The 20850-nt window shown below is 69.7% G+C and carries 17 protein-coding genes and 1 tRNA gene; 14 read left to right on the top strand and 4 right to left on the bottom strand.

Annotated features, from left to right (window positions below):
- Window positions 1-11 precede the first annotated feature (11 nt).
- From V6M57_RS08900 to V6M57_RS08870, 7 genes are all read left to right on the top strand, one after another.
- Window positions 12-1496 carry a sigma-54 interaction domain-containing protein gene (locus V6M57_RS08900; protein WP_332814628.1) on the top strand — a complete coding sequence of 495 codons (1485 nt, stop codon included), beginning with the start codon at window positions 12-14 and terminating at the stop codon, window positions 1494-1496.
- A gap of 149 nt (window positions 1497-1645) precedes the next feature.
- Window positions 1646-2848 (top strand): substrate-binding domain-containing protein, encoded by a 1203-nt coding sequence (locus tag V6M57_RS08895; RefSeq protein WP_332814627.1) that lies wholly within the window; start codon window positions 1646-1648, stop codon window positions 2846-2848.
- A 106-nt stretch (window positions 2849-2954) separates the two neighbouring features.
- Window positions 2955-3791, top strand: a complete 837-nt coding sequence (locus tag V6M57_RS08890; RefSeq protein WP_332814626.1) for an ABC transporter ATP-binding protein — start codon at window positions 2955-2957, stop codon at window positions 3789-3791.
- A complete protein-coding gene (locus V6M57_RS08885) occupies window positions 3788-4510 on the top strand; it encodes an ABC transporter ATP-binding protein (RefSeq protein WP_332814625.1) in 723 nt (240 codons plus the stop codon). Before V6M57_RS08890 ends, V6M57_RS08885 begins: the two co-directional genes overlap by 4 nt.
- Window positions 4507-5487 (top strand): branched-chain amino acid ABC transporter permease, encoded by a 981-nt coding sequence (locus V6M57_RS08880; protein ID WP_332814624.1) that lies wholly within the window; start codon window positions 4507-4509, stop codon window positions 5485-5487. Before V6M57_RS08885 ends, V6M57_RS08880 begins: the two co-directional genes overlap by 4 nt.
- Before the next feature lie 3 nt (window positions 5488-5490).
- Complete coding sequence (locus V6M57_RS08875) at window positions 5491-6612, top strand: branched-chain amino acid ABC transporter permease (RefSeq protein ID WP_332814623.1); 1122 nt, start codon at window positions 5491-5493, stop codon at window positions 6610-6612.
- Window positions 6613-6689: 77 nt separating this feature from the next.
- The gene (locus tag V6M57_RS08870) at window positions 6690-7589 is read left to right on the top strand and encodes an alpha/beta fold hydrolase (protein ID WP_332814622.1); all 900 of its coding nucleotides are present in this window, start codon (window positions 6690-6692) and stop codon (window positions 7587-7589) included.
- A 271-nt stretch (window positions 7590-7860) separates the two neighbouring features.
- On the opposite strand, the gene hemH is transcribed toward V6M57_RS08870, so the two are convergent.
- Window positions 7861-8913, bottom strand: a complete 1053-nt coding sequence (gene hemH, locus V6M57_RS08865; RefSeq protein WP_332814621.1) for a ferrochelatase — start codon at window positions 8911-8913, stop codon at window positions 7861-7863.
- Between the two features lie 18 nt (window positions 8914-8931).
- Here hemH and V6M57_RS08860 point away from each other — a divergent pair, with 18 nt between their 5' ends.
- Window positions 8932-9624, top strand: coding sequence for an HAD family hydrolase (locus V6M57_RS08860; protein WP_332814620.1), 693 nt, complete (start codon window positions 8932-8934; stop codon window positions 9622-9624).
- Here V6M57_RS08860 and hpnE read toward each other — a convergent pair.
- From hpnE to hpnC, 3 genes are read right to left on the bottom strand one after another with little or no spacing between them, the layout of a single operon-like run.
- The gene (hpnE, locus tag V6M57_RS08855) at window positions 9598-10941 is read right to left on the bottom strand and encodes a hydroxysqualene dehydroxylase HpnE (protein ID WP_332814619.1); all 1344 of its coding nucleotides are present in this window, start codon (window positions 10939-10941) and stop codon (window positions 9598-9600) included. The two genes, V6M57_RS08860 and hpnE, sit on opposite strands and share 27 nt — an antisense overlap.
- A complete protein-coding gene (hpnD, locus tag V6M57_RS08850) occupies window positions 10938-11777 on the bottom strand; it encodes a presqualene diphosphate synthase HpnD (RefSeq protein ID WP_332814618.1) in 840 nt (279 codons plus the stop codon). The genes hpnE and hpnD overlap by 4 nt, the downstream gene beginning before the upstream one ends.
- Before the next feature lie 10 nt (window positions 11778-11787).
- Window positions 11788-12636, bottom strand: coding sequence for a squalene synthase HpnC (gene hpnC, locus V6M57_RS08845; RefSeq protein WP_332814617.1), 849 nt, complete (start codon window positions 12634-12636; stop codon window positions 11788-11790).
- A gap of 91 nt (window positions 12637-12727) precedes the next feature.
- Here hpnC and V6M57_RS08840 point away from each other — a divergent pair, with 91 nt between their 5' ends.
- The 6 genes from V6M57_RS08840 (at window position 12728) to clpX (ending at window position 20724) form a co-directional block, all read left to right on the top strand.
- Window positions 12728-13885 carry an efflux RND transporter periplasmic adaptor subunit gene (locus V6M57_RS08840; RefSeq protein ID WP_332814616.1) on the top strand — a complete coding sequence of 386 codons (1158 nt, stop codon included), beginning with the start codon at window positions 12728-12730 and terminating at the stop codon, window positions 13883-13885.
- 7 nt (window positions 13886-13892) lie between these two features.
- Entirely contained in the window at window positions 13893-17072 is a 3180-nt protein-coding gene (locus V6M57_RS08835) for an efflux RND transporter permease subunit (protein ID WP_332814615.1), read from the top strand.
- A 143-nt stretch (window positions 17073-17215) separates the two neighbouring features.
- Window positions 17216-17302, top strand: a tRNA-Leu gene (locus V6M57_RS08830).
- Between the two features lie 28 nt (window positions 17303-17330).
- A complete protein-coding gene (gene tig, locus V6M57_RS08825; RefSeq protein WP_332814614.1) occupies window positions 17331-18641 on the top strand; it encodes a trigger factor in 1311 nt (436 codons plus the stop codon).
- Between the two features lie 131 nt (window positions 18642-18772).
- Entirely contained in the window at window positions 18773-19381 is a 609-nt protein-coding gene (clpP, locus tag V6M57_RS08820) for an ATP-dependent Clp endopeptidase proteolytic subunit ClpP (protein ID WP_332814613.1), read from the top strand.
- Window positions 19382-19458: 77 nt separating this feature from the next.
- A complete protein-coding gene (gene clpX, locus V6M57_RS08815; protein WP_332814612.1) occupies window positions 19459-20724 on the top strand; it encodes an ATP-dependent Clp protease ATP-binding subunit ClpX in 1266 nt (421 codons plus the stop codon).
- Window positions 20725-20850: the final 126 nt, after the last annotated feature.

Below are 20850 nucleotides of genomic sequence, written 5' to 3'. Positions count from 1 at the left end.
CCATCGCCCGCATGCACGACGACAGCCTGCCACGCGACGGCCAGCGCATCCTGGAGCTGGCGGCGCGGTCGATGTTCGACCTGTTCGCCAACGCCAGCGAGGGCATGATGCTGGTCGACCGCGACGAGCGCGTGGTCTGGATCAACGAGCAGTACAAGCGCTTCCTGCCGGCACTGGGCTTCGACCGGGTGGAGGACTTCCTCGGCCACCCGGTCTCGCAGGTCGTGCACAACACGCTGATGGACCGGGTGATCCGCACCGGCAAGCCGATCCTGATCGACCTGCTGTCCAACCGCGCGGGCACCTTCGTGGTCAGCCGCATCCCGCTGCGCGACGAGGGCGGGCAGGTGATCGGGGCGCTCGGCATCGTCCTGTTCGACCACCCCGAGACCACCCTGCAGCCACTGATCCAGAAGTTCGCCCACCTGCAGCGCGACCTGGACGACGCCCGGCGCGAGCTGGCGACGCAGCGGCGCTCCAAGTACACGCTGGGCAGCTTCCTGGGCTCCAGCCCTGCGGCGGTGGAGGTCAAGCGGCAGGCGCGGCGCGCGGCCGGCTCGTCCAGCCCGGTGCTGCTGCTCGGCGAGACCGGCACCGGCAAGGAACTGCTGGCCCATGCCATCCATGCCGGCTCCTCGCGCGCCGGCGGCGCCTTCGTCAGCATCAACATCGCCGCCGTGCCGGACACGCTGCTGGAGGCCGAGTTCTTCGGCGTGGCGCCGGGCGCCTACACCGGGGCCGACCGCAAGGGCCGGGACGGCAAGTTCAAGCTGGCCGACGGCGGCACGCTGTTCCTCGACGAGATCGGCGACATGCCCCCCAGCCTGCAGCCCAAGCTGCTGCGGGCGCTGCAGGAAGGCGAGATCGAGCCGCTGGGGTCCAACAAGGTGGTGCCGTTCGACGCCCGCGTGATCGCCGCCACCTCGCGCGACCTGGCGGCGCTGGTGCGCGAAGGCCGTTTCCGCGAAGACCTGTACTACCGGCTCAACGTGCTGCCGATCCGGGTGCCGCCCCTGCGCGAGCGGCGCGCCGACATCCCGGCGCTGGTGGAGGCACTGGGCGAAGACATGGCGCTGCGCAACGGAACGCCGCCGCCGGAGCTCAGTGCCGAGGCGATGGCGCTGCTGGCCGCGCAGTACTGGCCCGGCAACATCCGCGAACTGCGCAACGTGCTGGAGCAGGCCGCCATGCGCAGCGAGTCGCAGCGCATCGAGGCGGCCTCCCTGGAGCAGGTGCTGCGCGATGCGGGGGTGGAGAGCATTGCGCCTGCATCGGTCACGGCCGTACCTTCGCTGCCGCAGCCCGCGTCCGACAGCCGGCGGCTGCGGCCGCTGGCCGAGCAGGTGGCCGAGGTCGAGCACGCCGCCATTGCCGCGGCGCTGGCCGCGACCGGCGGCAACAAGCTCGCCGCCGCGCGCCTGCTGGGCATCTCGCGGGCCAAGCTGTACGAGCGTCTCGCTGCACCCGTTCTGTACGAAAACCAGTCAATTGCCTGATTGCCGTACAGTGAAGTGACTGTTTATCGGTCACTGCGGTTCGGTTCCGCGTCAACTGCCTGCGAAATCGCCCCCCTTGCTGCTGGCACGCAAAGTGCTGTAGTCCGGTCGGGTATCCATTCCATTTCTTTCTTCCAGGAGACAAAAGCATGCAACGTCGCACCCTGGTCGCGCTCGCCGCGCTGGCCGCCACCACCCTGTCCGCGCCCATCGCCCTGGCCCAGTCCGGCGGCGAGATCAAGGTCGCCCACGTGTACAGCCGCACCGGCCCGCTGGAGGCCTATGGCAAGCAGACCCAGGCCGGCCTGATGATGGGCCTGGAGTACGCCACCCAAGGCAGCATGGCCGTCAACGGCCGCAAGATCACCGTGATCGAGAAGGACGACCAGGGCAAGCCCGACCTGGGCAAGTCGCTGCTCGCCACCGCCTATTCCGACGACAAGGCCGACATCGCCGTCGGGCCGAGCTCGTCCGGCGTGGCGCTGGCGCTGCTGCCGGTGGCCGAGGAATACAAGAAGATCCTGCTGGTCGAGCCGGCCGTAGCCGATGCGATCACCGGCGAGAAGTGGAACAAGTACATCTTCCGCACCGGCCGCAACAGCTCGCAGGACGCGATCTCCAACGCCGTGGCGCTGGACAAGCCGGGCGTGACGATCGCCACCCTGGCGCAGGACTACGCCTTCGGCCGCGACGGCGTCAAGGCGTTCAAGGAAGCGATCAAGACCGCCAGGATCGTCCACGAGGAATACCTGCCGGCCACCACCACCGACTTCACGGCCGGCGCCCAGCGGCTGATCGAGAAGCTGAAGGACCAGCCCGGCCGCAAGGTGATCTGGATCGTCTGGGCCGGCGCCGGCAACCCGTTCAAGATCGCCGACATGGACCTCAAGCGCTACGGCATCGAGATCGCCACCGGCGGCAACATCCTGCCGGCGATGGCGGCTTACAACAACTTCCCGGGCATGGAAGGCGCCAGCTACTACTACTACAAGTTCCCGAAGAACGAAGCCAACGACTGGCTGGTCAAGGAGCACCAGAAGCGCTTCAACAGCCCGCCGGACTTCTTCACCGCGGGCGGCTTCTCGGCCGCGATGGCCCTGGTCGGCGCGCTGAAGAAGACCAACGGCGACGCCGCCACCAACAAGCTGATCGCGGCGATGGAAGGCATGACCTTCGACACGCCCAAGGGTCCGATGACCTTCCGCAAGGAAGACCACCAGGCCATGCAGTCCATGTACCACTTCAAGGTGGACCCGAACGCCAAGCCGGGCCCCGAGGTGCAGCTGCAGCTCGTGAAGGAGATCAAGCCTTCCGAGATGAACATCCCGATCCGCAACGGCAACGCCAAGTAAGCGGCCGCCCCTTCCGGGCGGCGGCGTGCCGCCCGGGTCCCCTGGAGAGATTCGCGAGAAGCCCGGCGGCCGCGCGCGGGGCGGGGCTTCGCTCACCCGGAACACCATGAGCCTGCTTGCCACCCAGGACCTGACGGTGCGCTTCGGCGGCCACGTCGCGGTCAACGGCGTCACCTGCTCCTTCGAGCCGGGCACGCTGACTGCCATCGTGGGCCCCAACGGCGCCGGCAAGACCACCTACTTCAACCTGATCTCCGGCCAGCTCAAGGCCACCAGCGGCACGGTGACGCTGGGCGGGCGCGACCTGTCGGGCGAATCGGCCTCGCAGCGCACCCGTGCCGGCCTGGGCCGCGCCTTCCAGCTCACCAACCTGTTTCCTCGCCTGTCGGTGCTGGAGAACGTGCGGCTGGCCGTGCAGGCCACCCGCGAGGGCCAGCACCGCCACGGTTTCAACCTGTGGAGCGTGTGGAGCGACCACGCCGCGCTGACCCGGCGCGCCGACGAGATCCTGGAGTCCATCGCGCTCAAGGACAAGGAGCACGAGCTGGTGGCCAACCTGCCGCACGGTGACCAGCGCAAGCTGGAAGTGGCGCTGCTGATGGCGCTGGAGCCGCAGGTCTACATGTTCGACGAGCCGACGGCGGGGATGAACCACGCCGAGGCGCCGGTGATCCTGGACCTGATCCGGCGGCTGAAGGCCGACAAGAGCAAGACCATCCTGCTGGTGGAGCACAAGATGGACGTGGTGCGCGAGCTCGCGGACCGGATCATCGTGCTGCACAACGGCTCGCTGGTGGCCGATGGCGAGCCGGCGGAGGTGATCGCCTCGCCGGTCGTGCAGGAAGCGTACCTGGGGCTGTCGCCCCCGGACGCTTCCAGCGGTACTGACGCTCCCCCCCATCCCGGCCTTCCCCCGTCCGGGGGAAGGGGAGAACAGCCATGAACGCCCTGCTCACCCTGGAGGGCGTCCACACCCATATCGGCGCGTACCACATCCTGCATGGCGTGGACCTCGCCGTGCCGCGCGGGCAGCTGACCATGCTGCTGGGCCGCAACGGGGCCGGCAAGACGACCACGCTGCGGACCATCATGGGCCTGTGGAAGGCCTCCGCCGGGACGATCACGCTGGGCGGGCGCGACATCACCGCGCTGCCGACGCCGCAGATCGCCGGCCTGGGCGTGGCCTACGTGCCGGAGAACATGGGCATCTTCGCCGACCTGACGGTGCGCGAGAACATGCTGCTGGCGGCGCGCGGTGCCAAGACCGCGGCCCAGATCGACGACACCCGGCTGCAGTGGATCTTCACGCTGTTCCCGGCCGTGGAGAAATTCTGGAACCACCCGGCCGGCAAGCTGTCGGGCGGGCAGAAGCAGATGCTGGCGGTGTCGCGCGCGATCGTCGAGCCGCGCGAACTGCTGGTGATCGACGAGCCCAGCAAGGGCCTGGCGCCGGCCATCATCAACAACATGATCGACGCCTTCGGCCAGCTCAAGGCCAGCGGCGTGACCATCCTGCTGGTCGAGCAGAACTTCAACTTCGCCCGGCGGCTGGGCGACACCGTGGCGGTGATGGACAACGGACGCATCGTCCACGCCGGCACCATGAAGGCGCTGGCCGACGACGAGGAACTGCAGCACTCGCTGCTGGGGCTGGCGCTATGAACAAGCTCGATCTCGACTGGAAGCCGCTGGCGCTGGTGCCGCTGCTCGCGCTGCTGGTGCTGCCCTTCATCGGCTCGTCCTCCATCTGGGTCACGCTCACCGTCGCCGGGCTGGCCATGGGCATGATCATCTTCATCATCGCCTCCGGCCTGACGCTGGTGTTCGGCCTGATGGACGTGCTGAACTTCGGCCATGGCGTGTTCATCGCGCTGGGCGCCTTCGTCGCCACCAGCGTGCTGGGCGCCATGGGCGACTACACGGCCTCGGGCAGCCTGTGGACCAACCTGCTGGCGGTGCTGCCGGCCATGGTGGTCGCGATGCTGGTGGCCGCGGCCGTGGGGCTGGCCTTCGAGCGCTTCATCGTGCGCCCGGTGTACGGCAACCACCTCAAGCAGATCCTGATCACCATGGGCGGGATGATCATCGGCGAGGAGCTGATCAAGGTGATCTGGGGCCCGCTGCAGATCCCGCTGCCGCTGCCCGAGGGCCTGCGCGGCTCCTACTACCTGGGCGACGCCGCGGTCGAGAAGTACCGGCTGCTGGCGGTGATCGTCGGCCTGCTGGTGTTCGCGGTGCTGCTGTGGACGCTCACCCGCACCAAGATCGGCCTGCTGATCCGCGCCGGCGTGCAGGACCGCGAGATGGTGGAGTCGCTGGGCTACCGCATCAGCATCCTGTTCGTGGGCGTGTTCGTGGTCGGCAGCGCGCTGGCCGGGCTGGGCGGCGTGATGTGGGGCCTGTACCAGCAGAACGTGATCCCGCAGATGGGCGCGCAGGTCAACGTGCTGATCTTCATCGTGCTGATCATCGGCGGGCTGGGTTCCACCACCGGTGCGCTGATCGGGGCGCTGCTGGTGGGGCTGATGGCCAACTACACCGGCTTCCTGGTGCCCAAGGCGGCGCTGTTCTCCAACATCGTCCTGATGATGGCCATCCTGCTGTGGCGGCCGCAGGGCGTCTATGCCCTGAGCAAGTAGGCCATGCTGAACCGACTGCTGTCCCACGACCTGCCCCGCAGCCGCGTGCTGGCCGTGCTGCTGGTGGCCATCGTGCTGGCGCTGGCCTTCACCCCCTTCCTGGTGCCCGGCGTCAAGGCCCTGAACGTGGCCGCCAAGGTGCTGGTGTTCATCGTGCTGGTGGCCAGCTTCGACCTGCTGCTGGGCTACACCGGCATCGTCAGCTTCGCCCACACCATGTTCTTCGGCATCGGCGCGTACGGGGTGGCGATCGCGCTCACCCGCATGGGCCCGGGCTGGGGCGCGCTGGCGCTGGGCATCGGCTGCGCGCTGGCCCTGTCCTTCCTGCTGGCGCTGGCCATCGGCCTGTTCTCGTTGCGGGTGCGCGCGATCTTCTTCTCGATGATCACGCTGGCCTTCGCCGCCGCCTTCCAGACCCTGGCCTCGCAGCTGTCGGAGTTCACCGGCGGCGAGGACGGCCTGACCTTCAAGGTGCCGCCGCAGCTGCAGCCCAGCTTCGAGCTGTCGTCGACGCCGCTGTTCGGGGTCGACCTGGACGGCCGGCTGCTGAGCTACTACCTGCTGTTCGGGGTCGCCGTGGTGCTGGTGCTGGCCATGCTGCGCATCGTGAACTCGCCCTTCGGCCGCGTCACCCAGGCGATCCGCGAGAACGAGTTCCGCGCCGAGGCCGTCGGCTACCGGGTGGTCGTGTACCGCACCACCTCCGCCATCCTGTCGGCCCTGTTCGCGACCCTGGCCGGCGCGATGCTGGCGATCTGGCTGCGCTACAACGGCCCGGACACCTCGCTGTCCTTCGAGATCATGCTGGACGTGCTGCTGATCGTGGTGATCGGCGGCATGGGCACCATCTATGGCGCCGTGATCGGCTCGGCCCTGTTCGTGGTGGCCCAGAGCTACCTGCAGGACCTGCTGCGGCTGGCCAGCGAGGCCACCTCGGGGTTGCCCTGGCTGTCCGCACTGCTGTCGCCGGACCGCTGGCTGCTGTGGCTGGGCCTGCTGTTCGTGCTGTCGGTCTACTACTTCCCGACCGGCATCGTCGGCAAGCTGCGCTCGATCAAGCCGCGCCCGCCGCAGCCCCGGCCACCGGCCAGCCAGCCGCGCCGCAGCCCCGCACTGACCAAATGACTTTGGGGACTGACCACGGGCGCAGCGAGCGCTCTGTCCCCAACGATTCTCCTCTCCGCAAGAAAGGCGTCTGTCCCATGGGCCCGAGCTCGAACTACGTCACCTGCGCCGGCCGCGAGATCCACTTCATGGAGTGGGGCGCGCAGCACCGCGGCACCGTCATCGCCTGGCACGGCCTGGCGCGCACCGGCCGCGACATGGACGAACTGGCCGCGCACCTGGCGGCGCGCTATCGGGTGATCTGCCCGGACACGCTGGGCCGCGGCTTCTCGCAGTGGAGCCCGCAGCCGCAGTCGGAGTACACGCTGGCCTTCTATGCCCAGCTGGCGGCCGACCTGTTCACCCAGCTGGGCATCGCCGGCGCGCACTGGGTCGGCACCTCGATGGGCGGGGCGATCGGCACGGTCTGTGCGGGCGGCCTGGTGCTGCCGAGCATGAAGGCCCGCATCCGCAGCCTGGTCCTCAACGACAACGCGCCGCGCCTCGCGCCGGCGGCGGTGGAGCGCATCAAGCAGTACGCCGGCAACCCGCCGGCCTTCGGCACGATGGCGGAACTGGAGGCCTTCTTCCGGCAGGTCTACAAGCCCTACGGCTGGCTGAGCGACGCCCAGTGGCGGCGCCTGACCGAAACCTCGACCCGCCGCCTGCCGGATGGGCGGGTGACACCGCACTACGACCCGGCCATGGTGCGCCAGTTCATCGACCACCCGAACGACTACGAAACCTGGGCGCACTGGGACGCGATCGAGGTGCCGGTGCTGTGCCTGCGCGGCGCCGAGTCCGACCTGGTGCTGCCCGATGCCGTCGAGGAAATGCAGCGCCGCGGCCCCGGCGTGCGCGGGAAGCTGCGCGTGGTGGAAGTGCCCGGCTGCGGCCACGCGCCGGCGCTGAACGTGCCGGACCAACTCGACCTCGTGGCCGGGTTCATCGACGAAGCCGAGCGGGCCGCGCAAGTGGCGCAAAGGGTCCCCGCTTGAGGCTGCAGCAACGCACCGGCCGGGATGCGCCCCGTCCCTGGAACCCACGTCCATGTCATTCAGCCGGAATCCACCTCCCGGCTGACCGAGTGCGCGCGTGATCTGTTTCGAGCTCGGGAGATGGATTGCGGCTTCGAGGCCGCAATGACAGATAGCGTTGTCATTCCGGCGAAAGCCGGAATCCACCTCCGGTTGCCGGAATCCGCGCGATCTGTTTCGAGCTCCGGAGAGGGATTGCGGCTCGAGGCCGCAAGGACACGATCCGGTGCGCCTAATTGCCGGAGGCCCTCGTCGGCCAGCCGGCCAGGTGCCGCGTCGTGAGTTCCCCGAGTGCGCGGATCCACGCCGGTTCGGCATTGAGGCAGGGGATGTAGTGGAATGCCTTGCCGCCCGAGCCGAGGAAGGCGTGGCGGCCCTCCTGCGCGATCTCTTCCAGCGTTTCCAGGCAATCGGCCACGAAGCCGGGGCAGGCCACGTCGACCCGCTCCACGCCCTTGCGCCCCAGCGCGCGCAGCGTGGGCTCGGTGTAGGGCTCCAGCCACCGGGCGCGCCCGAATCGCGACTGGAAGCTCACGGTGTAGGCGGCGGGAGCCAGCCCGAGCCGGCCTGCCAGCAGCTTGGCGGTCTGGCGGCATTCGGCCTCGTACGGATCGCCCAGGCGGACGGCGCGCTCGGGCACGCCGTGGAAGCTCATGACGAAATGCGTCGGCTTGCCGTGCTCGCGCCAGTAGCCGTTGATGCGCGCGGCGAGCGCGTCGATGTAGCCGGAATCGTCGCCGAAGCGCGTCACGAAGCGCAGTTCGGGTACCAGGCGCGCGCCCGCCGCCCAGTCGCCGACCGCATCGAGCACGCTGGCGGTGGTGGTGCCCGAGTACTGCGGATAGGCGCACAGCACCACGATCCGGCCGGCGCCCTCGGCCTTGAGCGCATCGAGTTGCGCGCCGATCGATGGCCGGCCGTAGCGCATCGCGTAGCGCACCTTCACCCGGTGCCCGGCTTCACCCAGCCAGCCTTGCAGCAGCCGGGCCTGGCGTTCGGTCCACAGCTTCAGCGGCGAGCCTTCGTTGGTCCAGATGCTGGCGTACTTGGCAGCCGACTTCGCCGGCCGCAGCGGCAGCACCACGCCATACAGCAAGGGCAGCCACGCCGCGCGCGGTATCTCCACGACCCGGGGATCGGACAGGAACTCGCGCAGGTAGCGCCGCACCGCGGCCACGGTCGGCTGCTCCGGCGTGCCCAGGTTGCACAGCAGAACCCCGGTGCCGGATCCCGTGGTACCCGGCAAGGCCGGTGGCTCGGTGCGAAATCGCGATGACGACGGCATCCGGTTATTCTCGCCTGCATGCTGGACACCCGAAGGGTCAAGGCGATCAGCCTGGACCTCGATGACACCCTGTGGCCGATCTGGCCCACGATCGAGCGCGCCGAGAAGGTGCTGCACCAATGGCTGGTGGACCATGCCCCCATGGCCGCCGCCCTGTTCGCCAATCCGGCCGCGCTGACCGAGATACGCCAGCACCTGGCGGAGCAGCGCCCCGAGCTTCGCCATGACCTGAGCACGCTGCGCCGGGAGGCCATCCGGCTGGCCCTGTACCGCGCAGGGGAGGATCCGCTGCTGGCCGACGACGCCTTCGCGGCCTTCTTCGACGCCCGCCAGCAGGTGGTGCTGTTCGCCGACGTGCTGCCGGCCCTGCAGGAGTTGTCGCAACGCTACCCGCTGGTCAGCCTCTCCAACGGCAATGCCGACCTGGAGCGCATCGGGCTGGCCGGGTACTTCCGGGCCGCGGTCACGGCGCGCGAGTTCGGCGTCGGCAAGCCCGACCCGCGCATCTTCCATGCCGCCGCCGGTGCCGTCGCAACCCGGCCCGGGGACGTGCTGCACGTGGGCGACGATGCCACGCTGGACGTGGTGGGTGCGCTCAATGCCGGCATGCAGGCGGTCTGGGTCAACCGGCTCGACAGCCTGTGGCCGCACGAGCAGCAGCCGCACGCCACCGTCACGACGCTGTCACAGCTGTGCGACCTGCTGGCCTGAGCGGAGCCCGGCTTGCCGGGGGCGGCCGGCCGCCGGCCTGAGCCGCGCCACCGCTTCCAGCGCCGAGCGGACCGCCCCTTCGAGGGTGGCGGGGTAGGGGCCCTGCACGTAGTCGCCGCAGGCCAGCAGGCCGGCCGCGACCCGCGCGCCGGGGCGTCGCAAGGCCGGGACGCAGGCGAAGGTGGCGCGCTTTTCCAGCACGGTCTTGAGCGGCTGCACGTGCCAGCCAAGTGCCAGCGCCTGCTGCAGCACCTGGCCCTCCAGGCTGCGGGCGTCGCCCTGGGCGGCACTGGCCACGAACGCCAGCACGCCCTGCGGTCCGCCGAGCTGCGCGCGGTCGAACACGAACTGCGCCGGCTGCCCCGGCCGGACGTCCAGCGCCAGCATGGGCAGCGGCAGGCGCGGGCCGCCGCGGGTGTAGACGGTGGCGATCGGCTCGTGCGCGAGCCCGTTCACCGCCGACAGCCAATCGCCTGCCTGCGCACCGCTCGCCGCAACCAGGCGCTGCGCCTCCCACGCCGGGCAGGCCAGCACCACGGCGTCGAATGGCTCGCCGTCCAGCCGCCACCCGCCGGCATCGGGCTGCACCGATTGCACGCGGGCGCCCAGCCGCAGATCGGCGCCGTGCGTCGCCAGCCAGGCCGCCGCCGCATCGGGAAAGACCCGGCCGAGGTCGGCGCTCGGGATCAGCAGGTTGGAGGCGCCCCAGCCGTCCTGCCGCGCCCCGAACAGTCCGTCGCGCAGCACGCGCAGGAAGACGCCGGCGCTGGCGCGCGCGGCGGGCAGGTTCAGGGCGGCGACGCACAGCGGCTCGACCAGGTCGCGCAGCACGTTTTCACTCAGGCCGGCGCAGAGGCGCAGCACCGTCCAGTCGTCGGGGCATGCGAAATCGCGCAGGCGCCAGCGCGTGGCATGCGCAAGCAGCGACAGCTTGTCGGCGGCCGACCAGCCTCGCGCCGACAGGATGCCCCAGGCCGCATCGAGGGGAGCGGGCCAGTCCGGCAGCGACAGGCCCCTGCCGTCCGGCCGCTGCAACGTGAGCGGCAACCGGCGCAGGACCTGCGCGGGCCGCACGCCGACCTGGCGCATCAGGGCCAGGGTGTCGCGATAGGCACCGATCAGGATGTGCTGGCCGTTGTCCAGCGTGGCCGTGCCGCCGCCCGGCAGGTCGACCGGCAGGCTGCGGGCCCGGCCGCCCGGCTGGCGCGCCGCTTCGAACAGCACCACGGCGTGCCCCGCGAGCGTGGCAGCGACGGCCGCGGCGAGCCCGGCCCAGCCGGCGCCGACGACCGCCAGCCTGAGGGAGGCGTCGCTCACATCCGGCCCAGCGCCTGCACCTTCCAGGCCAGCCAGAGCTTGCGGATCGGCGTCAGGCTGATGCGCTGGTGCAGCACGTGGAAGTCGTCGGCCTCGATCTCGCGCAGCAGGGTGCGGTAGATGCTGGCCATCATCAGCCCGGGCTTCTGGCTGCGGCGGTCGGCGGCCGGCAGCAGGGCGAGCGCCTCGTCGTAGAGGCGATGGGCGCGTTCGGCCTGGAACCGCATCAGGGCACTGAAGCGATCCGAGTACTGGCGCTTCGTGATCTCGTGCGCCTGGACCTCGAACTGCTGCAGCTCGCTGACCGGCAGGTAGATGCGCCCGCGCATCGCGTCCTCGCCGACGTCGCGGATGATGTTGGTGAGCTGGAACGCCAGCCCCAGGCGGTGCGCGTAGGCCGTGGTGCCCGGGTCCTGCTGCCCGAAGATGCGGGCCGCCACCTCGCCGACGACGCCTGCGACCAGGTGGCAGTAGCTCTCGAGCGTCGGGAAGTCCGGGTAGCGGGTCTGCTGCAGGTCCATGCGGCAGCCCTCGATCACGGCCTGCAGCTGGCGCTCCTCGATGCCGAATTCGGCGGCCACGGGCATCAGGGCCCGCAAGGCGGGGTGCTGGGGCTCGCCGGCAAAGGCGCGGGCCACTTCGTCCTGCCACCAGGCCAGCTTGGCCTGGGCCACGCTGGGCTCGTTCACTTCGTCGACCACGTCGTCGACTTCGCGGCAGAAGGCATAGAACGCAGTGATCGCCGCGCGGCGCTGCCGGGGCAGGAACAGGAAGGCGTAGTAGAAGCTGCTGCCCGATGCTGCCGCCTTCTCCTGGACGTATTGATCGGGGGTCATGCGGCGATTGTCACATCCGCAGCATGCGTGCCGCGATCACGGGCATGTCCAGGGCGCGCAGCTTGGGCCGGTGCGCGAAGGTGTCGAAGCCCAGGGCCGCGATGCGGTCCAGGATGCGCAGGCCGCCCTGCACCACGCCGCGCAGCTCCCAGCCGGCCCGGCCCGGCACCCGCCGCACCAGGGGGGCGCCGGCCCGCATCAGCTCGCGTGCCCACTCGCATTCGGCGCGCACCAGCGCCTGCCGCCGCTGCGGCGGTGCCGCCGCCGGCAGGACCGGATCGACGCCGTGGGCGCGGCAATCGCTCTCGGGCAGGTAGCGCCGCCCGCGGGCGAGGTCCTGGCTGATGTCCTGCCAGAAGTTGATCAACTGGAGGGCCGTGCAGATCGAATCGCTCTGCGCCATGGAGGCGGCGTCGCCGACGCCGTACAGGTGCAGCATCAGGCGCCCGACCGGATTGGCGGAGCGCCGGCAGTACTCCAGCAATTCGTCGCGATCGCGGTAAGCGGCGCCGTCGCGTGTCTTCGCCACGTCCTGCTCGAAGGCGGACAGCAGGTCCTGCAGCAGGGGCAGGGGCAGCCGCCAGTCGGCCATGGCGCCGGCCAGCGGGCCGAACACCTGCGGCCAGCGCGCCGAGCGCCCCGGTCCCTGGGCGGCCGCCGCGAGGTCGGCCCGGTATTCGGCCAGGTCCGCCAGCCGGCGCGCCGGCGAGGCAGGCCCTTCGTCCGCCAGGTCGTCGGCCGTCCGTGCGAACCGGTAGATCGCTGCCACGGCTGGCCGCAGCCGCGGCGGGCACAGCCAGGAGGCAACCGGGAAGTTCTCGTAGTGCTCGACCGGAGTCGCGGATGGGTTGGCGGTCACGGGCCGAGATTCTCGCCTTGACAGCGCCCTGCGGCAGCCTTTAGATTACTAACCGGTCAGTCAGTAACCCGTCCTTTAGCCCCCCGCACCCATGACAAAGCCTTCCGCATCCGCGTGGCGGCTCGCACCGCTGCTCCTCGCCGCCGTGCTCGCCGCCTGTTCCAAGCCGCAGCCGGCGCCCGAGCCGGTTCGATCGGTCAAGGTGTTGACGGTGGGGGCGACAGCCTGGTCCTCCGCGCACGAGTTCGCCGGCGAGGTCCGCCCGCGCGTGGAGTCCCGGCTGGGGTTCCGGGTGGCCGGCAAGATCGTGCAGCGCCATGCGGAACCGGGCCAGCGCGTGCAGCCGGGCCAGGTGCTGGCGCAGCTGGACGCCCGGGACTACCGGCTGGCCGCCGACGCGGCGCGGGCCCAGGTCGCGGCCGCGGCCACGCAGCGCGATCTCGCTTTCGCCGACTTCAAGCGCTTTGCCGCCCTCGAGGACCAGAACTTCATCAGCGGCGCCGAACTGCAGCGGCGCGAGGCCTCGCTCAAGGCGGCCCAGGCGCAGCTGGAGCAGGCCCAGGCGCAACTCGCGTCCCAGTCCAACCAGGCCGGCTACACCAGCCTCTCGGCCGACGCCGCCGGCGTGATCACGGGCGTCGAGGCCGAGCCGGGCCAGGTGGTCGGTGCCGGCTCGCCGGTCGTGCGCATCGCGCGCGACGGCCCGCGCGACGTGCTGTTCTCGGTGCCGGAAGACAAGGTGACGGCGATCCGTCCGGGCTCCCCGGTCGGCGTGCGCCTGTGGTCCGGCGGCGGGGCGATCGAGGCAGAGGTGCGCGAAGTGGCGGCCAGCGCCGATCCGGTCACGCGCACCTACGCCGTGAAGGTGTCGCTGCCGGCCGACGCGCAGCCGCCCCTGGGATCCACCGCCTATGTCTCGCCGCAGGCGCTGGCCCATGCCGGCACGGCGGTGATCAAGCTGCCCACCAGCGCGCTGCGCCAGGAGGGGCAGGGCAGCGCGGTCTGGGTGCTGGACCGCGCCACCATGACCCTGCGCTCGCAGCCCGTGCAGGTCGCCACCGCCGACGGCAACGAGGCCGTGATCGCGGCGGGCCTGCAGCCCGGCATGCTGGTCGTGTCCGCCGGCGTCCACGTGCTGGCCGCGGGCCAGAAGGTGCGCATCTACGAGGAACGTCCCGTCGCGGCCAGTGCGCCCGCGCCGGCGCAGCCGGCGCTCGCAGCCGCCGTCCAGCCGGTGGCGGCGCGGTGAGGCGGGCATGACCGGTGACGGCGGCACGCGGCCGCGATTCAACCTGTCGAAATGGGCGCTGGACCATCCGGCGCTGACCCGCTACCTGATGGTCGCGCTGCTGGCGCTGGGCTTCGCCGCCTACTACCAGCTCGGGCAGGACGAGGATCCGCCCTTCACCTTCCGGGCGATGGTGGTGCGCACCCACTGGCCCGGCGCGACCGCGCAACAGGTGGCGGAGCAGGTCACCGACAAGATCGAGCGCACGCTGCAGGAGGTGCCCTATGCCGACATCATCCGCAGCTATTCCAAGCCGGGCGAGTCGCAGATCATCTTCCAGATCAGGGACTCGTCGAAGCCGTCGGAGGTCGCCAACGTCTGGTACACGGTGCGCAAGAAGGTGGGCGACATGCGCTTCACCCTGCCGCAGGGCGTCCAGGGGCCGTTCTTCAACGACGAATTCGGCGACGTCTACGGCGTGATCTACGCGCTGGAGGCCGAGCCGGGCTTCAGCTACGCCGAACTCAAGACCTTTGCCGACGATGTGCGCCAGCAGTTGCTGCGCGTGCCCGACGTCGCCAAGGTGGAGCTGTTCGGCGTGCAGGACGAGAAGCTGTATGTCGAAGTCTCGCAGAAGCGCCTGGCCCAGCTGGGACTGGACCTGAACCAGGTGCTGCAGCAGCTCGGGCAGCAGAACGCGGTGGAGTCGGCCGGCGCGGTGCAGACGCCGCTGGACGTGGTGCAGGTGCGGGTGGGCGGCCAGTTCCAGGCCGTCGAGCAGCTGGCCGCCATGCCGATCCGCGGCAGCTCGGGCAGCCAGCTGCGGCTGGGCGACATTGCCGAGATCCGGCGGGGCTACGTCGACCCGCCCGTGGTCAAGGTGCGGCACGACGGCCGCGAGGTGATCGCGCTCGGGGTGTCCATGGCCAGGGGCGGCGACATCATCGGCCTGGGCGAGTCGCTGCGCTCGTCCTTCAACCGCATCGAGGACGGCCTGCCCGCCGGCATCCGGCTGGTGCAGGTCCAGGACCAGCCGCGCGCCGTGGCGACCTCGGTCGGCGAATTCGTCAAGGTGCTGGCCGAGGCCGTGGTGATCGTGCTCGCCGTGAGCTTCATCAGCCTGGGCCTGCACAAGCGCCCCGGCACGCCGCATCTGCCGCTCTGGAAGCGCTGGTACGTGGACATGCGCCCCGGACTGGTGGTGGGCATCACCATCCCGCTGGTGCTGGCGGTGACCTTCCTGGCCATGCACTACTGGGGCATAGGCCTGCACAAGATCTCGCTGGGCTCGCTGATCATCGCGCTGGGCCTGCTGGTGGACGACGCCATCATCGCGGTGGAGATGATGGTGCGGAAGATGGAGGAGGGCTACGACAGGGTGCGCGCCGCCACCTTCGCCTACGAGGTCACCGCCATGCCGATGCTGACCGGCACGCTGGTCACCGCGGCCGGCTTCCTGCCGATCGGGCTGGCGAAGTCGACGGTGGGCGAATACACCTTCGCGATCTTTGCCGTCACCGCCATCGCGCTGGTGCTCAGCTGGCTGGTGTCGGTCTACTTCGTGCCGTACCTCGGCACGCTGCTGCTCAAGGCCAGGCCGGTCTCCGCCGAACACCACGAGCACTTCGACACGCCGTTCTACCGCGGCTTCCGGCGCACGGTCGACTGGTGCGTGGAGCACCGCTGGATCACGATGGGTGCCACGCTGGCGGTGTTCGCGCTGGGGATCGCCGGCATGGGCAAGGTCCAGCAGCAGTTCTTCCCCGATTCCAGCCGGCCCGAGATCCTGGTCGCCCTGTGGTCGCCCGAGGGCACTTCGTTCAGCGCCAACGAGGACGTCGCCCGGCGCGTCGAAGCGCGCCTGCTGCGCGAGCCGGGCGTCACCGGCGTGAGCGCCTGGGTGGGCTCGGGCGTGCCGCGCTTCTACCTGCCGCTGGACCAGATCTTCCCTCAGACCAACGTGTCGCAGCTGATCGTGATGCCGCAGGACCTGCGCACGCGGGAAGCCCTGCGCAGGAAACTGCCCGCGTTGCTGGCCGGGGAGTTCCCCGAGGTGCGCGGCCGCGTCACGCTGCTGCCCAACGGGCCCCCCGTGCCCTACCCGGTGATGTTCCGCGTCGTCGGCCCGGAACCGGCCGAACTGCGCGCCCACGCCGACGAGGTGAAGGCCCTGCTGCGCGCCAACGCCAACCTGCGCGGCGTGAACGACAACTGGAACGAGCCGGTGAAGGTGCTGCGGCTGGAAGTCGACCAGGCCAAGGCACGCGCGCTGGGCGTCACCAGCCAGTCGATCGCCCAGGCATCCCGCACCATCCTGGCGGGCACCCCGGTGGGCCAGTACCGCGAGGGCGACAAGCTGATCGAAATCGTGCTGCGCCAGCCCCTGGACGAGCGCAATGCGATCACGGACATCGCCAATGCCTACCTCCCCACGGCCTCCGGCAAGTCCATCCCGCTGACGCAGATCGCGCGGCCGGTGTTCACCTGGGAACCGGGGGTGATGTGGCGCGAGAACCGCAGCTACGCGATCACGGTGCAGGGCGACGTGGTCGAAGGCCTGCAGGGAGCGACCGTGACGAACCAGTTGCTGCCCTCGCTGCGCGAACTGGAAGCGAAGTGGCCGCCGGCCTATCGCATCCAGGTGGCGGGCGCGGTGGAGGAGAGCTCCAAGGGGTCGTCGTCGATTTCCGCCGGGGTGCCGGTGATGCTGTTCATCACCTTCACGCTGCTGATGCTGCAGTTGCAGAGCTTCAGCCGGTCGCTGCTGGTGTTCCTGACCGGGCCGCTGGGCATTGCCGGGGTGGCCGGGGCGCTGCTGCTGCTGGACCGGCCGTTCGGCTTCGTGGCGCTGCTCGGCGTGATCGCGCTCATGGGGATGATCCAGCGCAATTCGGTGATCCTGGTCGACCAGATCGAGCAGGACCGCGCGCGCGGCGTGCCGGCCTGGGACGCGATCGTGGAATCGGCCGTCCGGCGGCTGCGGCCCATCGTGCTGACGGCGGCCGCGGCGGTGCTGGCCATGATCCCGCTCTCGCGCTCGGTGTTCTGGGGCCCGATGGCGGTGGCCATCATGGGCGGCCTGGTCGTGGCCACGGTGCTGACGCTGCTGGCCCTGCCGGCGATGTACGCCGCCTGGTTCCGCGTCCGGCGCGAGACCGCTGCGCGGGCGCCGGTGACGAATGACCTCGCCGCTGCGCGGCTTGAATGACGAATGACTGGGCCATTCGTCATCAGCCGGGGCGAAGCCCGGCGGTCATTCGTCATGGGGCGAAGGCCGCTAAAATCGCCAGTTGACCGAATTCGGGCGGGCGGCCGGTGTTCCAATCCGGCCGCCCGCCCTGCTTTTGGACTGCGCGGGTGGCGAAATGGGTAGACGCACCAGGTTTAGGTCCTGACGCCTTCACGGGCGTGTCGGTTCGAGTCCGACCCCGCGCACCACACCCGACCCATCGAAGAGAGAACCACCATGGCCGTGAACGTTGAAACCCTGGACAAGCTCGAGCGCAAGATCACGCTGACGCTGCCCGCCGATGCGATCAAGTCCGAAGTCGACTCCCGCCTCAAGCGGCTGGCGCGCACCGTGAAGATGGACGGCTTCCGCCCCGGCAAGGTGCCGATCAACGTGGTGGCGCAGCGCTACGGCTATTCGGTCCATTTCGAGGTGATGAACGACAAGGTCGGCGAGGCGTTCGCCCAGGCCGCCAACGAAGCCAAGCTGCGCGTGGCCGGCCAGCCGAAGATCACCGAGAAGGAAGAGGCGCCCGAGGGCCAGCTGGCCTTCGACGCGGTGTTCGAGGTGTTCCCCGAAGTCAAGATCGGCGACCTGGCCACCGCCGAGGTCGAGAAGCTCGCGGCGCAGGTCAGCGAGGAAGCGATCGACAAGACCCTGGACATCCTGCGCAAGCAGCGCCGCACCTTCGCCCAGCGCCCGCAGGACTCCGGCGCCCAGGAGGGCGACCGCGTCACCGTGGACTTCGAGGGCAAGATCGATGGCGAACCCTTCCAGGGCGGCAAGGCCTCCGACTTCCAGTTCCTGGTCGGCGAGGGCCAGATGCTCAAGGAATTCGAGGACGCCGTGCGCGGCATGAAGTCGGGCGAGAGCAAGACCTTCCCGCTGGCCTTCCCGGAGGACTACCACGGCAAGGACGTGGCCGGCAAGACGGCCGATTTCATGGTCACCGTCAAGAAGATCGAGGCGGCCAGGCTGCCCGAGGTGAACGAGGAACTGGCCAAATCCCTGGGCATTGCCGAAGGCACGGTGGAGGCCCTGCGCGCCGACATCAAGAAGAACCTCGAGCGCGAGGTCAGGTTCCGCCTGCTGGCCCGCAACAAGCAGGCCGTGATGGACGCGCTGGTCGCCAAGGCCGAGCTCGACCTGCCCCGCAGCAGCGTCCAGGCCGAGCTGGACCGCATGGTCGAGGGCGCCCGCGCCGACCTCAAGCAGCGCGGCGTCAAGGACGCCGACAAGGCCCCCATCCCGGACGACCTGTTCCGCCCGCAGGCCGAGCGCCGCGTGCGCCTGGGCCTGGTGGTGGCCGAACTGGTGCGCGCCAACGACCTGCAGGCCAAGCCGGAGCAGGTCCGCGCCCATGTCGAGGAACTGGCGGCCAGCTACGAGAAGCCGGCCGAGGTGGTGCGCTGGTACTACGGCGACAACCGCCGCCTGGCCGAGGTCGAGGCCGTGGTGATCGAGAACAACGTCACGGAGTTCGTGCTGTCCAGGGCCCAGGTCAAGGACAAGGAAGTCTCGTTCGACGAACTGATGGGCCAGGGCTGAGTTTCGCCGCGAAGGCGGCAACGCCTCGATGACCAGCTTCGGGGCTCGCGCCGGACTTGTGGTCCGGGCCGCGGGCCCCATCTGTTTTTTTGGCTACAGTAAGAGCCGCACTTCGAAAGTCCCGACCTTCCATGAGCGCACTTGATACCCAGGCCCTCGGCATGATCCCGATGGTCATCGAGCAGTCCGGCCGCGGCGAGCGGTCCTACGACATCTATTCGCGCCTGCTCAAGGAGCGGGTGGTGTTCCTGGTGGGCCCGGTGAACGACCAGACCGCCAACCTGGTGGTGGCACAGCTGCTGTTCCTGGAGAGCGAGAACCCCGACAAGGACATCTCCTTCTACATCAACTCCCCGGGCGGCAGCGTCAGCGCCGGCATGGCGATCTACGACACCATGAACTTCATCAAGCCGGACGTGTCGACGCTGTGCACCGGCATGGCGGCCAGCATGGGCGCCTTCCTGCTGTCCGCCGGCGCCAGGGGCAAGCGCTTCTCGCTGCCGCACTCCAAGATCATGATCCACCAGCCGCTGGGCGGCATGCAGGGCCAGGCCAGCGACATCGAGATCCACGCGCGCGACATCCTCAAGACGCGCGCGCTGCTCAACAAGATCCTGGCCGACAACACCGGCCAGCCGCTGGAGCGCATCGAGCGCGACACCGAGCGCGACTACTTCCTGTCGGCGGACGAAGCCAAGGACTACGGGCTGGTCGACCAGGTCATCGCCAAGCGGCCCTGACCGGCGCGCACGAGGGTCCGTCCACCGTCCGCGCCGCCGTTTATCATTGGCCTTCCCGCCGCCGACCGAACCCAGCCATGGCCGACAAAAAAGGCTCATCCAGCGAGAAAACCCTCTACTGCTCGTTCTGCGGCAAGAGCCAGCACGAGGTCAAGAAGCTCATCGCGGGGCCTTCGGTGTTCATCTGCGACGAGTGCATCGACCTGTGCAACGAGATCATCCGCGACGAGCTGCCCGCGGGTGAGGAACAGCGCGAGACCCGCGGCGACCTGCCCACGCCGGCCGAGATCAAGGCCAACCTGGACAACTACGTCATCGGCCAGGAAGCCGCCAAGCGATCGCTGTCGGTGGCGGTCTACAACCACTACAAGCGGCTGCGCCACAAGGACAAGGCCAAGAAGGACGAAGTCGAGCTCACCAAGAGCAACATCCTGCTGATCGGCCCCACCGGCAGCGGAAAGACCCTGCTGGCGCAGACCCTGGCGCGCATGCTGGACGTTCCGTTCGTGATGGCCGACGCCACCACGCTGACCGAGGCCGGCTACGTGGGCGAGGACGTCGAGAACATCATCCAGAAGCTGCTGCAAAGCTGCAACTACGAGGTCGAGCGCGCCCAGCGCGGCATCGTGTACATCGACGAGATCGACAAGATCTCGCGCAAGTCCGACAACCCCAGCATCACCCGTGACGTCTCGGGCGAAGGCGTGCAGCAGGCCCTGCTCAAGCTGATCGAGGGCACCATGGCCAGCGTGCCGCCGCAGGGCGGGCGCAAGCACCCCAACCAGGACTTCCTGCAGATCGACACGACCAACATCCTGTTCATCTGCGGCGGCGCCTTCGCCGGGCTGGAGAAGGTGATCGAGCAGCGCACCGAGGGCTCGGGCATCGGCTTCGGCGCGGCGGTCAAGAGCAAGGCCCAGCGCAGCCTGACCGACGTGTTCCGCGAGGTCGAGCCGGAGGACCTGATCAAGTTCGGCCTGATCCCCGAGCTGGTCGGCCGCATGCCGGTGGTGGCCACGCTGACCGAGCTGTCGGAAGACGCGCTGATCCAGATCCTGACCGAGCCGAAGAACGCGCTGGTCAAGCAGTACGCCAAGCTGCTCGGCATGGAAGGCGTCGACCTCGAGATCCGGCCCAGCGCGCTGCGCGCGATCGCCCGCAAGGCGCTGGCGCGCAAGACCGGCGCCCGCGGGCTGCGCTCCATCCTGGAGCAGTCGCTGATCGACACCATGTTCGAGCTGCCCAATACGGCGAACGTGGACAAGGTGGTGGTGGACGAATCCACCATCGAGGAGAACAAGCCGCCGCTGCTGGTCTACCGCGAGGCGGCCCGCAAGGCCTGACGCGGCGCTGCCGCGCGGCTCCATGACGAATGACCCCGCGCGGCGCGCAGGGATGACGAATGACCGGTCGGCCATGGGCTCATTCGTCATCGCCGGCGCAGCCGCCGGTCGATGGTCATGCCCGGC

The sequence above is a fragment of the Ramlibacter sp. genome (assembly GCF_036676645.1).
Lineage (GTDB): Bacteria > Pseudomonadota > Gammaproteobacteria > Burkholderiales > Burkholderiaceae_C > Ramlibacter.
The sequence above is the reverse complement of the archived record's forward strand: the minus strand, read 5'-3'. Positions and strand labels throughout refer to the sequence as shown.